Genomic DNA, 16,283 nt, shown 5'->3' with positions numbered 1-16,283 from the left:
ATCATGCTTTTCACCTACAATGGGTTAACAACTGGTCTATTTCTATACCAAAATGTAGGGCAAAAAGCAAGCTAAAAATGAGTCTATTTACAATTATTTCAATCGTTTAATTAACTTTTACTTTTTACGAGACCATCATTCTTTAAGCGCTGAAACTGCGTTTCCAGTTCTTGGATGGCTCTCCCGACCGCGTCCAGATCTCCGTCCACGGCCGCTTTTTCCATCTCAAAGGCCACCGAACGCAGGGCCTCGGCGCCCATGTTTGCAGCCGCTCCCTTGATGGTGTGGATCTGAAGCCGAACGCCCGGAGCGTCTACCCTCGACAGGTGTTCCTTAAGAGTCTGAATCTGCCTTGGGATCTCCAACAGATAGGCTCCCACAATCACCCCGGCCACTTCATCATCCCCCATCATCCGTTCCAGCATGCCGGAACGGTCCCAAATCAATGAGGCATGTGAAGAGATGAGTGATGCGGGTTTCGCGGGTTCATTGTCCATTGCTCTGAGTTCATTATTCTCTTTAGGGAGCCACTTCTTCAAGGTCTCTGCCAGGATCTGGGGCGAAATCGGTTTCGCCATGTAGTCATTCATTCCCGCCTTCAAGCATCTCTCCCGGTCCCCCTGCATGGCGTGGGCGGTCATGGCGATGATGGGGATGCCGGAAGTCGGAGCCCGGAGCCCGGAGCTCGGAAGACGGAAGTCAGAGGTCGGAGGTGCCTCTTCCCCCTTCCCCGTTCCGCGTTCCGCGTTTCGAATTCTCCTCGTGGCTTCCAGCCCATCCATCACGGGCATCTGAACATCCATGAGGACCAGGTCGTAGGGAATCGTCTGGAGCGACTTGATGGCCTCGGCGCCGTTGGTTACGGCGTCGGCGTCCAGGCCCAGCTTCTTGATGATGGCCAGTGCCACCTGCTGATTGGTGATGTTGTCCTCGGTTAGGAGGATACGGGCCCTGCGGCCGGCAAAAAGATTCTGGATTTCGCGGACCGTGGGACGCGTGGCTATGGGACGGGATATCGGCGTCTCATCCCTGCTTTTTTCCAGTACCTGGGAAAGAGCATCCTTCAGTTCCAGGGTTTGTGCCGGTTTCGTCAGGCAGGCGTCAAATCCGATCTCAATAAATCGGCCGGTGTCGCCGCGAACCCCCATGGAGGTCAGAATGACCATTCGGGTACTTGCCAAACGGCTGTCGGATTTGATGATGCGGCCGAGGGCCTCACCGTCCATGCCCGGCATTTGCATGTCGATGACGGCAAACTGAAAGGGATCGTTCTCATCCAACGCCTTGTTAAGCGACTCGATCGCCCTTTCGCCGTCCATGCTTTCGGATACGCGCATCCCCCACGATGTCATTCGGGCATTCAGGATTTCTCTGTTGGCGGCGTTGTCATCCACAATCAATACGCGTATCCCGTGCAGGTTCGCGGGAGGATGCGGTTGGGCCATCCCTCCCTGGGGTTGTTTTTCCAGACGCGCCGTAAACCAGAACTCCGAACCTTTTCCCGCTTCACTTTTCACGCCGATCTTTCCGCCCATCATCTCGGCCAACTGTTTGGAGATGGACAGCCCCAGCCCGGTGCCGCCGTACTTGCGGGTGGTGGACCCATCCACCTGGGTAAAGGGAGAGAAGAGATCCTGCAACCGGTCGGAAGGAATCCCGATCCCGGTGTCGCGCACCGAAAACCGAAGAAGTATATCGCTCTCACCCTTTTGCTTATTTTGTAGTTCCTCCACCATCGAAACGCGGATCAGCACCTCACCTGCATGGGTGAACTTGACCGCGTTGGCCGCTAGGTTGATCAGGATCTGGCGAAGGCGCCCGGGGTCGCCCCGTAGGAGGGCCGGGACATCCGGGTCCATGCCGCACACCAGCTCCAGGCCTTTTTTGTGCGCCTGGAGGGCCAGGGTGTCCGCAAAATCGTCAATTAGAGATTGCAGGTCAAAATCGAGGATTTCAAGATCGAGTTTGCTGGCCTCAATCTTGGAAAAATCGAGGATGTTATTGATAAGCACCATCAGCGATTGGGCGCTGGCCCGTACGGTCTCGGCATACCGTCGTTGCTCCTCGGTCAAATTCGTATCCAGCAGGAGTTCGGTCATGCCGATCACCCCGTTCATGGGGGTCCGAATTTCGTGGCTCATGTTGGCTAAGAACTCGCTCTTGGCCGCGCTGGCCAGCTCCGCCTGAACAGCCATCTCGTTGGCGCGGACCGTAGCGGTTTCAAGTTCCAGGTTGATCTCCAGAAGTTGCGCCTCTGCCTGTTTCAATTGGGAGATATCCACAAAGCTTTCGAGGAGATATTCCCGGCCATCGATCCACAGTCGCGTGACGGTCTTCAGCACCGGGATCGTCCCGCTCGAAGTCAGGATGCTTCTTTCCGCATTGTCCATTTCCTGCCCAAGGTCCATCACCGGGCATTTCCCGGTCTCTGCAGGGCATATGAATTCATTGCAGACCCTGCCGATCACACGATCGGCCGTGGCCCCGATCATTCGTACGGCCGCGGGATTGGCCTCCACAATGACGCGGTCTTCAACCCGGACCAGAATGATCCCGGCCTGAACCGACTCCATCACGGCACGCATCCGCGCGTTGGCGCTTTGCATGGCGTCCTGCGCCTTTTTTCGATCGGTAATGTCCAGAAACGCGGTATGGGTGGCAGGGGCGCCTCCGTGCATGATCCGGGTGCTGTAAATCAGGACCCACCGGGTTTCCCCGGTTTTATGGATGATCCGGGCCTCGTACTGGGTGGGCGCCTCTTTTCCTGCAAGACGGTCTCTGAGATGTTGAAAAAGCCTTCCCCGGTCTTCCGGATGGATCAGTTCCATGATTTGCTCGGAACCGAAGGCTTTCAATTCTTCATGTGAGTACCCTGTAATGAGTGCCATCGGTTTGCTGACAAAGCTGAGTCTCAGCGGGTCGGCCTGTGCAACGACCACACCTTGAAGCGAATCTTCCACAAGGTGTCTGTAGCTTTCTTCTCTTTCTCCGAGCCGTTTCTGTTCCCAGAATAATTCTTTTTCGATCATCTGGGAGTTCAACTGTATCAGACCGATAATAAACAGAACCGAAAAGACAAATACGCCAAGCAGGGCCATCCCGTGAAAAGCTCCCGAAGACATAAAATTATCGACGGCATTTGCAGGGATCAGGAAAAAAATCCCCCGGAGTGCCATGACCATGGACATTCCCAGTAGAGACCCCATGAGGAGCCTGTTCAGGCTTCCAAGAACCTGACGGATATCCCTCGCAAGGACGACGGCACAGGAGAGGAAATAAAAAGCCGATGCAGCGGAGATGATGCAGATGCGCGCATTCACACTCGGCCTGATATAGGTAAAGAGAGGGAAAAAAATCAGCATGACCAGAAATCCTACAACAATATGGAAGCGGGGTTTCACAGGCCATCCGGCAAAAGACCTGAACCCGAGATAGAGGAGGATCAAGGCTGAATAATTAAGTGAATTTGCAACAATAATCGTGATGGCATCAGGGAGAAGGTGACGCAGTGCAATGAGCATGAAGGCCAGACATTCCAGGAGGATTCCCACAGTCCACGCCTTGAATCCGGGATATGTCTTGCTGCTCACCGCATAATAGACCATTGAAAGGGCGAAGACGAAAAACGTCGCCCCCATGACGAAGGATAGGGTTCGAATATCAAGAAATTGCGTCATACAAACAGTCCTTCCCTGAGATGCCCTTACGAGCACTACAAACGGGCGCCCTGCAACACGGTGCCTCATTCGCTGTTCATAGTGACGCCGTCACGTGTTTGCCGGCTTCACTCCTCATGCCCTCACGGGCACATTACAAACGGGGCAGCAAGGAGCAGAGGTCAAAAGTCAGAGAAACAAGCTCTAAGCTGAAAGCTGAAAGCAAGATGTAAACCAAGAAGCGGTAACCAGCAACGAGTAAGCAGCAACGAGCAACAAAGACGGAGGTCGGAAGACAGAGGCCAGAAGTCAGCTAAAACCCAATGAACTCAAGAAACCCAACGAACCAGCAACGAGCAACCCGCAATCCCGCGTACCGCGGGATCTACGCTTCGCTCGGACCAGCAACCTATGCTCAATTTTCCCCAAGAGCCTTGTTCACGGCCGCCTTTAAGCTTGCCATCTGATACGGCTTGGAGAGGAAGACCTGGGGATTATCGGCATGGTCTCCGCACATGGCCCGGGCCTCATCATAGCCGCTGGCCAGGATCACGGGGATATCGGGCCGTATCTTTCGCAGAGCCTTAAGTGTCTCCCAGCCGTTCATGCGCGGCATGCTCAGGTCGGTGAGCACCAGACGGATATCTGCCTGCCTGTCGCGGAAGATATTTACGGCCTCGATCCCGTCTCCGGCCGTGAGCACCTCGAACCCGAAATGCTCCAGCATGGCTTCGGCTGCATCGCGGACCATCTTCTGGTCCTCCACCAGCAGGATAACGCCGCCCACGGCCATCTCTTGCTCGGTCACCGGTTTCTCCAGGACTGTCTCGGGGAGCCGTTCGGACGACATAGGCAGAAAGATCCGGAACACACTCCCTCCATATCCCCCTCCCGGATGCGAAGTAACTCCGAGCCCTATTTGTTCCGCATTGGCCCCGTCCCGCGTTCCGAGATCCGGGTTCCCCGTTCGCCGCGTTCCGACGTGGCTCTCCACCGCAATGCATCCCTTGAACGATTTAACGATCCCCAGAGCCACCGCCAGCCCCAGTCCCCTCCCTGTGAACTTTTCCGTAAAGAACGGGTCAAAAATTCGGTCGATAATCGCGGGACTTATCCCGCTGCCGCTGTCAGACACGGTCAGACAGGCGTAGACATCCGTTGAAGGTTGCCAATTTACAGGGAAACGGTGATCTCCCCGAATATCGCGCCTGTTTGCTGTTGAAAGCGACACGCGAATCCGAACTCCTGCATCACCCATGGCCTCCCAGGCATTGGTGACCAGGATGGCAAGAACCTGACCTATCTGGCCCGAATCGGCCTTGACCACCAGCCCTGGCATGGGAAGATCGGTTTCCACGGCCACCCGATCCGGGATCTCTCCCCGAAGCTCTGCCAGGCGGTCCAGACAGGTTTTGGAAAGATCGATGAGAATAGGGCTTGAAGGGGTTTGCCCCAGGAAGGTCAGCATCAAACGGCTCATATCCGCCGCCCGCCGCGTCGCCTTATGAGCTTCTGTGAGCCGTTTGGCAACACCTTCTCCTTCCGTGAGATCCATCCGGGCCAGCTCCAGGTTGCCCATAACAGCGCCCAACAGGTTATTGAAGTGATGGGCCACGGCCCCGGCCATGCGCGAAAGGCTTTCGGCCTTCTCCACCTGTTGAAGCCGACGTTCCAGGACGAGTCGCTCCGCCTCTGCCTCCTTGCGCCCCCTCACATCCAAGTGGGTCCCGGTCATCAAGAGAGGCGCCCCCTGCTCAGACCATTTGACCACCTTGCCCCTGTCCTCTATCCACACCCAACGACCGTCCTTGTGCCGCATCCGGAATTCGCACTCGTAATAAGGAAGCTTACCCGAGAAATGTTCCTTCAGCAACCGATCGGACCGTTCAAGGTCTTCCGGGTGGCATAAATCCATCCAGGTTCGGATGCTGATGGGCTGAAGTTCTTTCAGGGTGTACCCCAGCATTTCAGCCCAGCGATCATTGAACACCGTCTCCCCTGTCTGAACGTACCACTCCCATGTCCCCGCACGGGTCCCCTCGATGACCATGGCCAGCATTTTCCGCTCGTGGACCAGTTCATCCTGCACGCGTTTTCGCTCGGTAATGTCATCGCATACAAATACGATCTTTCTCAGCTCCCCCTTGCTGTTTCGAATTGAATCAAAGTTCCCTTCATGAATAAACGTGCTGCCGTCCTTGCCTATGGCGCGGTACTCTGCGGTGGTTCTGGAGAGTTCGCGGTTGGGCCCTTTCTGATGAAGGATCCCGGCCAGCCGCTCTACATCCCCGGGATGGACCAGGGCGAAGGCGGAAGTGCCTACCAGTTCTTCAGGTTCATATCCCAGTATTCGATGAGCCGGATTCACGTATTCATAGTTTCCCAGTGCGTCCATTACGCCGATCATGGATCCACTGTTTTCTGCAATCATGCGGAACCGTTCCTCGCTCTCCTTGAGCCGCTGTTCCCTGACGATCCGCTCGCTGATGTCCTCAACAAATGCGACGAAGTGCCCGCCTTCCTCAGCGCTGTACTGGGCGCTCACCTCCACATCAAATATGCTCCCGTCCTTGCGCCGGTGCCGGGACATGAACCGGTCCTGGCCCTGTTCCGCTATCCTTTGCATGCGCCGGGCACTGTCGTCCGCCTCCTCGAAGGCATCCAGATCATGGATATGCATGGTCAGGAGTTCCGCTTCGCTGTACCCGGTCAGGCGGCAATAGGCGTGGTTGACCTCCAGGATGCGGCCTTCCGTGTCCGTCATGAGAAACCCGTTCATGGCGGTATGGAGGATGGTCCGATGACGCTTCTCGCTTTTTTGAAGCGCCGCCTCCATCCGTCGACGCTCCCCCCGGATTGACATTAGCCGCCCCAGGAGCACAGTGCTCAGGGGATATATCAGCATGACCGGCAGACCGATTTTGCGGACCACCCCCAGGCCCACGGGCCAGGGCAGCAGAAGGAGCATGCACAGGAGCATGGCCACATGGGTCGCAACGCCCAGGAGAAACAATTCGCCTATGGAGGGTTCGCGGTCTTTGTTGCGCCGCAGATGTCGCCATGCCAGGCCGATGCCTGCCGCAGCCGCAATTGCGGCGACTGCCGGCCATGCCCCTGCCCCGCCCAGGGAGAGGCGGAAACCGGCCGTCATGAGCGCAGCCAACAGTGTCGGCACCGTCCCGAAGAAAAGCCCCGACATGCTGAGCAGGACCGAGCGCGTATCGAATACAATCCCTGGTGCAAACTGCCACGGGTTCATCATGACCGCGATGCCCATGAGGCCGATAATCATGCCGGTAACCAACTGCCGGGGCTCCGGCTTCCCGCCGCGAGGCCGCATTCCCAACATGTCGTATATCAAGGCCAGGGCCAGCAGAAGCGCTCCATTGTTGACCAGGCCGATGATGCTTGAGGAATTCATTGGATTCAGTTACCCGCAATCAAGATATCCCGAACAAAGACACACAAAGCACACAAAGGATTTTTTTGTAGAGAAACGGGAGCATGCCCTTTTCTCTGTGTTCTTTGTGACGCCGTGTGACCCTATACGACGCACCGGGATACAAACAGATTTTCTTGTTTTTTTTGTTAATTTGTTAAAGGGGTATTGGGAATAAGGGACTAAACCAAGAGGGCCCTTACACCCGTGAATTAAATATCAAAATACAGACAAAAATGAAATGAAAAACCCCACCTAAAGAGATGGGGCTATTCTTTAAAAATTGAATATCGGTTAATCGTCTGAGTCTGGAAAATCAAGAGGCGTTATATCGCCATAGTTGCACTCGCCTCTCCTTTCCCCTTTTGTCGGTTAACCTCGCTATTTGGGTCTAAAAATCATCGAAATCGTCACCATCCATGGGGATGATCTCTTTCGGATTCGTCTTTGCCTTCCCCATCGGACCGACAAGTGCCTTCAGGTTTGCTTTGCCTGTTTTCTGTGTGGGCTGGGTTGTGTGGGGTTTTGAAGACCGGGGATCTCCACCTGATGCGTTCCCTCCAACCATGTTGACCAGTTCGCCCACAAAGGACTGCATCTGTTCGGCCTGGGCGCTCATCTCTTCAGAGGCGCTGGCAGACTCCTCGGCATTGGCAGCCACCTGCTGCACCACCTTGTCCATCTCCGCCACGGCCTTGTTGATCTCCTCGATCCCCTGGGCCTGCTCGTTTGATGCCGCAGAAATCTCATCCACAAGACCTCCCACCTTTCGGGCGATTTCCATGTTCTCTTTAAAGGCCTCCTGGGTGGTTTGCGTGAGTTCATTTCCGTTTTTGACGGCCTTGATGGTATTCTCGATCAGATCGGCCGTGTTCTTGGCCGCGTCCGCGGCCCTCAAGGCAAGGTTCCGGACCTCGTCCGCCACCACGGCAAAGCCCGCTCCCGCCTCTCCTGCCCGGGCGGCTTCCACCGCGGCATTCAAGGCCAGAAGATTGGTCTGAAAGGCGATTTCATCAATGGTCTTAATGATCTTTCCGGTCTCTTCACTGGACTTGGTGATCTCCTGGATGGCGCTCAGCATGTCGGCCATATGGCGGTCCACCTTCTCCACGATCTTTCCGGCCTCTCCCATTCTGGACCTGGCCTCATTGGCGTTATCCGCATTCTTCTTGGTCATGGACGACATCTCTTCCAGAGACGAAGAGGTCTCTTCGATGGACGCCGCCTGCTCGGCCGCACCCTCTGCCAGAGACTGGCTCCCGGCCGAGACCTGCTGAGACGCGGAAGACACCTGGTCCGAACCCTCGCTCAGACCTTCGATCACACGGTTCAGGGGTTTGGTGATCCCCCGGGTGATGATAAGCGCCAGAAAGGCGCCGAGTAGCAGGGCAATGCCCCCAACCACCCCTACAATTAGCTCTGCCCGTTGGTTGGATGCCACCATCTTCGGCCCCAGCTCGTCTTGTGCGGATTTGATGTCCAACTTGACCTCCTCAACCGCCTCTGCGATCTCCGGTCCGATTCTGTCCAATGTCCCGGAAATGACCTCATTCCGCTCAAATATGATGTTGACAAGCTCCTTAAAGGCATCTTGATATTCCTGATCCGCTCCGTCGACCTTGCTGAGCAATTCTCTCCGCTCTGCGTTTTCCAGATGCCTGTCCAGTTTCTCCAATTCTGCGTCAAGTTGAGCAAATTCCGCGTCCACTCTGTCGACGTCCTTCTGGACATTCGATTCCATAAAATTCAGCACGTACAGACGGGCCAACAATAGACTCCTCAGGGCAAGCCCCGCATGAAAGCCCGCTTCTACATCCTGATCCCTTTCCGCCGATAACATGATAGCGGACAGATCTTTTTCCATCTTTGGCCCGTCAACACTCAAAATATCTTGGAACAGATGATTTCGTTGCTTTTTATACTCGACGACCTTCTCAAATGCCCCCTGGTACTCCTCCACTTCCTTATCAACAAAGGCAATCTTCTTGGCGCGTTCGGGATCTTCTATATTCTTCTTCGCCGCCTCTAAATGGTTATGCATATCTTTTAGATGCTCCTGGTATTCGTGGAGATCCTGGTCATTTCCTCTGATAATAAAGTCCTTTACATTCATCCGAACCATGAGCATGTCTGATTCAAGAAGACTGGCGAGATTAGTATCCCTTGCCATTTCACGGTACTCCGTGAAGCCGTCCGAAGCGGTTATCAGTCCGTTGTATGCAGCGACCCCCACAATAACCAGCAACAGGAGGACCGCTGAAAATCCAAGAACAATCTTCTTTCCTACCCTCATATTTTTGACCATAATCTTTATCCTTTCTCTATTTGTGTTGTTTTTTTTGGGTGAATCATCAACGGGTATAACCGGTAAAGATCATATCCCATTATGCCGCCTGCTCCAGCAGATCTATCTCCTGATCGCTGAGGACCCGGTCGATATCGAGCAGGATCTTGACGCCCCCTCCCACTTTTGCCATGCCGAGGATATAATCCGTATTGAGCCTCGCACCAAAGGTGGGAGTGGCCTCAATGTCTTCCCCTTTGATGTTCAGGACCTCGGACACCGAATCCACCACAATGCCGATCATGACCGTCCCGGTCTCGCCTTGAATCTCCACCACAATGATGCAGGTCCGTTCCGTGTAATCGATCTCGTCCATCCCGAACCTGCGTCTCAAATCCACCACCGGGATCACCTGGCCCCGAAGGTTAATGACCCCTTTCACAAAATCGGGGGTCCGGGGCACGGATGTGATCGTCATCATCCCGATAATCTCCTTGATCTTCAGAATCCCGATGCCGTACTCCTCTTCGGCCAGGGTAAAGGTGAGATACTTGCCCTCCTGGTGCGCCATGGCCTTTACGGCCTGGTCCATCTTTTCCGCCAATTCCGACATTTCTGTTTCACATCCTTTCTTGATAATTTCCCAAAAATACGAGAGACTCCCGGGTGTCGACGTGTCGCCGGATCCCCACCCCTATCTAAATCCCTCAATCCCTCAATCCCTGAATCCCAGAATTCCTCAATCCCGGAACCCCTCAATCACTAGACCACATCCATCTTCACCACCTCCCCTGTTCCCTGATTAAGATTGATACGTTCGCGACGGAGCATATTTTGAAGGGCCAGCGACAAATCGGAATAGTCGCCGCCCGTAAAGGTGATGAAGCGGGGATAGAATTTGTGGCCCTTTAACATGGTCTCCCTGCCCGCATCAGGAAGTATCAGGGCAACGGGCAAATTGTATATCTCGCCTCTCATCAATAACAGGTGGTTCAGGATATCCTGGCTGCCTACGACAAAAATCATCAGACAGATATTGCCCCTTGGCTGCTCAAATCTGCGGGACAGTCTGTGGACGGACCTGTAAACCTCCACATCCTGATCCAGTTTCCGCAGGATTTGTCTGACCTGGTGCTCCTCTTTCCGCATTCCAGATGAAAACAGCAAGACGGACATCGTTAAAAAAATTCCTTTGCAATGGGCCAATATTCTGAAGGTTGATCAACGGTTTTATCCACCCCCACGACCCAATACAAGTTACATGCCAGGCTGTCACAGGAATGAAATAGAATAGATATTCAAAATGATTACAATTGCTTAGATAAGAAACGTAAAGATATTTGAAGGGCTGGGATGGCGGATGACTTCAGGGTCCGTCCTGATTTCAGGAAATGCCTTGTCCTGAAATCAGTATAAATGTGAGGGTGTGATTATGATGAGAGCTTTAGAGTTACGCAACAAAACATTTTAAGGTCGTAAAATAAAACCCCTTTGTGGCTCCGTGGCTTTGTGTGAGTCCCGTCTGGGGGGATTAGTTCCGGGTATCCGCGTCAACCTTAAGCCACTGACCACGCGAACACTTGACAAAATCATGAAGGGGTTTTGGAGAGGTTATATTTTTTGAACCGGGCGTACACATTGGAGCGGGTGATTCCGGAGATGCGGCAGATCTCCTGTATATCCCCGCCTGTAATCGCGATCAGGCGCTCAAAATAGTCCTTTTCGGCCGATTCTATGAATGCTTTCAATTGAGGCAAGGGCCCACCCGTGGCCCCGTCCTTATCGTGCTCGTGCGACGTCCGGCGGTCCCCGCCGACGGACGCCCTGGCCAGCCTGGACCGGATGTAGGTTGGGAGGTGAATCGGAAAAAGGGTCGGGTCATCATAGGATGATGAAAGGGCGCTTTCAATGGCGTGAATCAATTCGCGGACATTTCCAGGCCAGCGGTATTGCGTAATCGCCTCCAGAAACTCGGGTGAGTAGCCCTTTTGACCTGGCCCGTATTTGCCGGACAGCCTCGCAAGGTAAAATGAGGCGATGTCCCGGATGTCTCCTGAGCGGTCTCTCAAGGCCGGGACCTGTATGGCCAGGGTTTGGAGGCGAAAAAGGACATCCTCCCTGAATGTTCCGTCCTTGACCATCCCGTCGATGTTGCGATTGGTCGCGGCGATCAGCCTGAAATCACTGGCCGTGTCTTTTTTGCCCCCCACCGGCCGGAACCGCCGTTCCTGCAAGACCCGCAGAAAGGCCCTCTGTTGCGCCGGTGGAAGCTCCCCCACCTCGTCCAGAAAAAGGGTGCCGCCGTCCGCCTCCTTGATCAGGCCTTCCGCGCACGGTCTGCGCCGGTAAACGCTCCCTTTTCGTGCCCGAAGAGAGTGCTCTCAATCAGGTTCTCCGGAAGGGCCGCGCAATCCACTACCACAAAGGCATGTTCCCTGCGTTGGCTGTTATCGTGTATTGCCCTCGCAAACAGCTCCTTTCCGGTCCCGGTCTCCCCGGTGATGAGCACATTGGCATCGGTATCAGCCGCCTTGGCCACCAGGTCGAGGCACCGCTTGATCTCAGGACTATTCCCGACAATCCCTTCCCGGTTCAGAACCAGGGGGGTCTTCCGTGTGGATTTTTCCTCGCGGTATTGAAGCACTCGAATGAGGGGGAGTTTTATTTTTTCAGCATACAGGGGTTTTTCAATATAATCCCATGAACCGCTCTTGATGGCCAGTTCGGCCCCGTCCCTGCTTCCCTCTCCTGTAATGATCACCACCTCAGGAGAACCGAAAACCTTCTTGATACGCGAGATGGCCTCGATCCCATTTCCATCAGGGAGGTTGACGTCAAGAAAGACAATGTCAAAACTACCCGCGGATGCCACCGCCATTCCTTGTTTCAGGCTCAAGGCATACGCGGATTCATGCCCCATGGAGATGCAGAACCTTGAAAGCGCTTCACACAGGGCCGAGTCGTCATCGATGATCAGAATGTGGGCCATGGTTGGTTACTCGTTGCTGGTTGCTCGTTGCTGGTCGAAGCGTAGCGGAGATCCCGTCTTCAGCGGGATTGCTCGTTACTGGTTGCTGGTTTTTGCTGACATCTGACCTCTGGTTTTCTGGTTTTTGCTGACATCTGACATCTGACCTCTGGTTTTCTGGTCACGGCAGACGTTCTTGTACGGCTCTTTTGAGCCTGCGGTTCGTATGTCTTTATTTTGAGGGCCGAATTTTGGATGCAATGGAATGCTTGCAGTGCAAAACGACACTGCTGATGCCAAATCTCAACCCTGAATCCCGCTTCAGCGGGAAACCTCTGAACCCGTGAACGGTTACCAGGATGGTTAAAGCAGTTTAACCAGAGTGGCAACAATAGCGGCCTGGGCAATGAGCATCCCTGCGACCCATCTGATAATTTTCATTTCAGTTAAGGCCAGCTTTTCATCCAGATATTCTCTTGTAACAAGTCTGTCTTCAACGAGTTCTGCAATAATTTTAGTCTGCTCTGCAGCCTGCTCTTCCGTAAAGCCGACGGCCTTGAGCCGCTTCACGTTCTCAAATGTGTCAAAAGTTATTGTACCCATAAGACAAGCCTCCACTTATGCGGTATGGGGCACGACGGAAAATATTCAACCTCATCTGGTTTTCGTTTGATAGAAATTTCTCAATACGTATCGGAGACACACAATACAAGGAATTTAGTCTTTCCGGATAAGGGGTGTAACATGTCTCTCTAGTCTTCGTTTAACATCGTCCTTCTGGCTTAAGGAGACAAATTCCTGCGTCAAAGGCCAAACAAGACTGATTCGCTCTGCGGGTGTCCCGGGAACGGCCATCTCATTTCTACGCTCCGACATTCGAAAAATAGCTGTCTCATCCCTGTCCGTGATTTTACCATACCACTGTTCTCAAACAACATCAACCATATAATATCACTGAAAATAAACGGGAAAGACAGCGACACCTAATGCCCTTACGGGCGCATCACAAACTTTGCGCGTATACGAAACAGCTAAATCGTTCCTTTGTTCGTAGTGACGCCGTCGGGCGTTTGCCGGGTTCGCAGCGGAAGCCAGCAAAAAACCCAATGAACTCAAGAAACCCGACAAACCCCAAAAACGAGCAACCAGTAACCAGCAATCCCGCGTACCGCGGGATCTACGCTTCGCTCCGACCAGCAACCCGTCATCAATCCAACGCCTTTCGAATGGCATGGGCCATTTCGTGCATGGCAATCGGTTTCGGGACAAAGGCGCGGATACCCATCTCTCTGGCAATATCTTCATCGATCTGTTCACTGAATCCGGTGCAGAGGATGATGGGGATGTCGGGTCGGATGGCCATGAGTTCCTTTGCCAGATCCTTGCCCGTCATATGGGGCATGGTCTGGTCGGTAATCACCAGATCGAACCCTTCGGGCGCTTCACGAAAGAGACCCAGGGCGTCCAGACTGTCGGTTTTTGCCAGCACCCGATAGCCCAGCTTTTCGAGCATCTGCTTAATCACGGTCACCGTGGCCTGTTCGTCATCCACAAACAGAATCCGCTCCGTGCCCGTGGGAAGATCGGCGCTCACTACCCGCTTTAGGGAGACGTCCGCATCCACCACCGGGAGAAGGACATGAAAGGCGCTCCCCTTGCCCTCCTCACTCTCCACCATAATGTGGCCGTCACAGTTCTTCACAATCCCGTGGATCACGGCCAGTCCCAGGCCCGTCCCCTGACCCTGCTCTTTGGTGGTAAAATAGGGTTCAAAAATCTTGTCGATGATCTCCGGCGGAATTCCCGAGCCCGTATCGCTGACCGACATCCTGAGAAAACCTCCCGGGGCAATCTCCCCAAGTCTGCTTGCCTCCTCCGGTCCCACATGCGTTTCCGTCAGGGTCACCATTAATTCACCCCCTTTCTCCAGCATGGCATGGGCCGCATTGGTACAGAGGTTCATCAGGATCTGGTGCATCTGGGTCGGATCGGCCAGGATCGTATCCCGGTCGGTCTTGAGTCTATAGCGGATTTGAATGGTGGAGGGAATGGTGGATCTCAGAAATTTAACCACCTCTTTCACGATCAGGGAGGCCTTCAAAGGGATTTTTTCTTCCTCTTTAACCCGGGCAAAGGTCAGGATCTGCTGCACCAGGTCTCTGGCCCGCTCACCTGATTTGTAGATCTGTTTCATATTCATCTGCAGCGGGCTTTCCGGCGGGAGATCCATCATGGCCATCTCCGCATGGAGCATGATGGGGGAGAGGATGTTATTGAAGTCGTGGGCGATTCCCCCAGCCAGATTGCCGATGGCCTCCATCTTCTGGGCCTGGGTCAGTCTCCTTTCCATCTCCATCTCGGATGTCACATCCCGCTTGACCGCCACAAAATTAGCGATGACGCCTCCCTTGTCCCTGACCGGCGAGATGGAGGCCTCCTCGGTGTAGCGCGATCCGTCCTTCCGTCTGTTGACCATGCGATTCGTCCATGTCTTTCCGCTGGTGATGGTCTGCCACAGGTCCTTATAAAACGCCTCATCCTGTTCACCGCTCTTCAAGATCCGCGAGTTCTTTCCCTTGATCTCGGCCTCCCTGTACCCGGTGATTCGTTCAAACGCAGGGTTGACGTACTGGATGTTTCCCTTGTCATCTGTAATGACGATCGCCTCGCCGGCTTGCTCGATGGCGGACATCAGCCGTGAACGTTCCTCCTCAGCCAACTTTTCTCGGGTAATGTCCCGACCGAGGATAAGGGCCGCGGGTTTCCCTTCAAAATCAATGACGACCGAGGAGGACTTGAACCATACCCGTTCGCCGTTACGTCGTAAAACCTGGAAATCAATGGGTGGATTTTCCTGGCCCATGTGGATTTGCGAAATTCGTTCGCGAATGAGGTCTCTGAACTCCGGCGCGACCCTGTCAATGGCGTCCAGGCCGATCATTTGGTCGGGGCTTTGATATCCGTAAAGACGCGCACCCGCAGGGTTCACAAAAACGAACTTTCCATCGCGCACAGCAAGGATGGCAAGGGGCGCCGACTCCACCAGTGTGCGGAACCGCCGCTCGCTTTCCTTCAGCGCCGCTTCAGCCTTTTTTCCCTCCTCTAAGACCCGAGCCAGCTTCAGGCTGCTATAGCTCAAATTGGAAATGAGATCGGCAAAACGTGCATAAAAGCCCATCACCGCATCGATGGTCTCCCGGCCCCACCGGGGAACCCGATCCAGGGCTTCCATATAGGCTGTCTCATCAAAACCATAGCGCCGGGCCTGTACCTTGAATACGTCATAGTCCGGCGTTTCGTCCTCAAAAAAGAACTGACCTAAAAACAGATTTCCCAGATGTTTACCGCCCACCACAATTGGGGTGGCAATATCCCACATATTATTTTTGCAGCGATAGATTTTGAATTCTCCGGGTTTGATGCCTGAGGAGAGTTCAAGGTCGCTTTCCATACAATTCTTCCGAGTCTCCGGATGGATGCGATGAAACCTGGTGCAGATGTCCTGCCACCCGGTGGCCACCAGGACCTCCCCTTTCATGTCTATCACTGCAACACCGATATTTGTGAGACGATAGAAATCGTCCATTATGGTCTGAACGACCCGCGCATTAAGGATATCGGCCAGGTCAAGTGCCCCCACATCTCCTGCGGGGGACAGAAGGGCGTCCAATTTGGCCCTGATACGGCACTCGCTCTCCTCCAGAGCCTCCTCTGCCAGCTTTTTCTCTGTAACATCGGATAGAACACCCCGGACGCCCGTTACCGCCCCACCTTTGAAAACCGGGCTGCTCGATGTCCTCACCCACACCACATCTCCCGACTTGTTCAGAACACGGTACTCACTGGGCTGGAGGCGATCCTTTAACACATTCTCCCAAGCCAGTGTAACCATAGCGCGATCCTGAGGATGAACAAATTCGATATAATCCCCGCCTA

At 54.1% G+C, this 16,283-nt stretch carries 7 protein-coding genes and 1 pseudogene; all 8 read right to left on the bottom strand.

Annotated elements, in window-relative coordinates; all coding sequences use genetic code 11:
* Nucleotides 1-110 precede the first annotated feature (110 nt).
* The 8 genes and pseudogenes from K9N21_18375 to K9N21_18340 all read right to left on the bottom strand — a co-directional run bounded on the left by K9N21_18375 (nt 111) and on the right by K9N21_18340 (nt 16,239).
* Nucleotides 111-3,677 carry a response regulator gene (locus K9N21_18375; protein MCF8145879.1) on the bottom strand — a complete coding sequence of 1,189 codons (3,567 nt, stop codon included), beginning with the start codon at nt 3,675-3,677 and terminating at the stop codon, nt 111-113.
* 394 nt (nt 3,678-4,071) lie between these two features.
* Entirely contained in the window at nt 4,072-7,077 is a 3,006-nt protein-coding gene (locus tag K9N21_18370) for a PAS domain S-box protein (protein ID MCF8145878.1), read from the bottom strand.
* Between the two features lie 409 nt (nt 7,078-7,486).
* Nucleotides 7,487-9,400 carry an MCP four helix bundle domain-containing protein gene (locus K9N21_18365; GenBank protein MCF8145877.1) on the bottom strand — a complete coding sequence of 638 codons (1,914 nt, stop codon included), beginning with the start codon at nt 9,398-9,400 and terminating at the stop codon, nt 7,487-7,489.
* A 79-nt stretch (nt 9,401-9,479) separates the two neighbouring features.
* A complete protein-coding gene (locus K9N21_18360; protein ID MCF8145876.1) occupies nt 9,480-9,992 on the bottom strand; it encodes a chemotaxis protein CheW in 513 nt (170 codons plus the stop codon).
* Between the two features lie 149 nt (nt 9,993-10,141).
* Nucleotides 10,142-10,555 (bottom strand): hypothetical protein, encoded by a 414-nt coding sequence (locus K9N21_18355; GenBank protein ID MCF8145875.1) that lies wholly within the window; start codon nt 10,553-10,555, stop codon nt 10,142-10,144.
* 413 nt (nt 10,556-10,968) lie between these two features.
* Nucleotides 10,969-12,368 (bottom strand): annotated as a pseudogene (locus tag K9N21_18350) (sigma-54 dependent transcriptional regulator).
* A 342-nt stretch (nt 12,369-12,710) separates the two neighbouring features.
* Complete coding sequence (locus tag K9N21_18345) at nt 12,711-12,950, bottom strand: CCDC90 family protein (GenBank protein MCF8145874.1); 240 nt, start codon at nt 12,948-12,950, stop codon at nt 12,711-12,713.
* Nucleotides 12,951-13,554: 604 nt separating this feature from the next.
* Nucleotides 13,555-16,239, bottom strand: a complete 2,685-nt coding sequence (locus tag K9N21_18340) for a PAS domain S-box protein (GenBank protein ID MCF8145873.1) — start codon at nt 16,237-16,239, stop codon at nt 13,555-13,557.
* Between the last annotated feature and the right edge of the window lie 44 nt (nt 16,240-16,283).

The sequence above is a fragment of the Deltaproteobacteria bacterium genome, from assembly GCA_021737785.1.
Lineage (GTDB): Bacteria > Desulfobacterota > DSM-4660 > Desulfatiglandales > Desulfatiglandaceae > AUK324.
The sequence above is the reverse complement of the archived record's forward strand: the minus strand, read 5'-3'. Positions and strand labels throughout refer to the sequence as shown.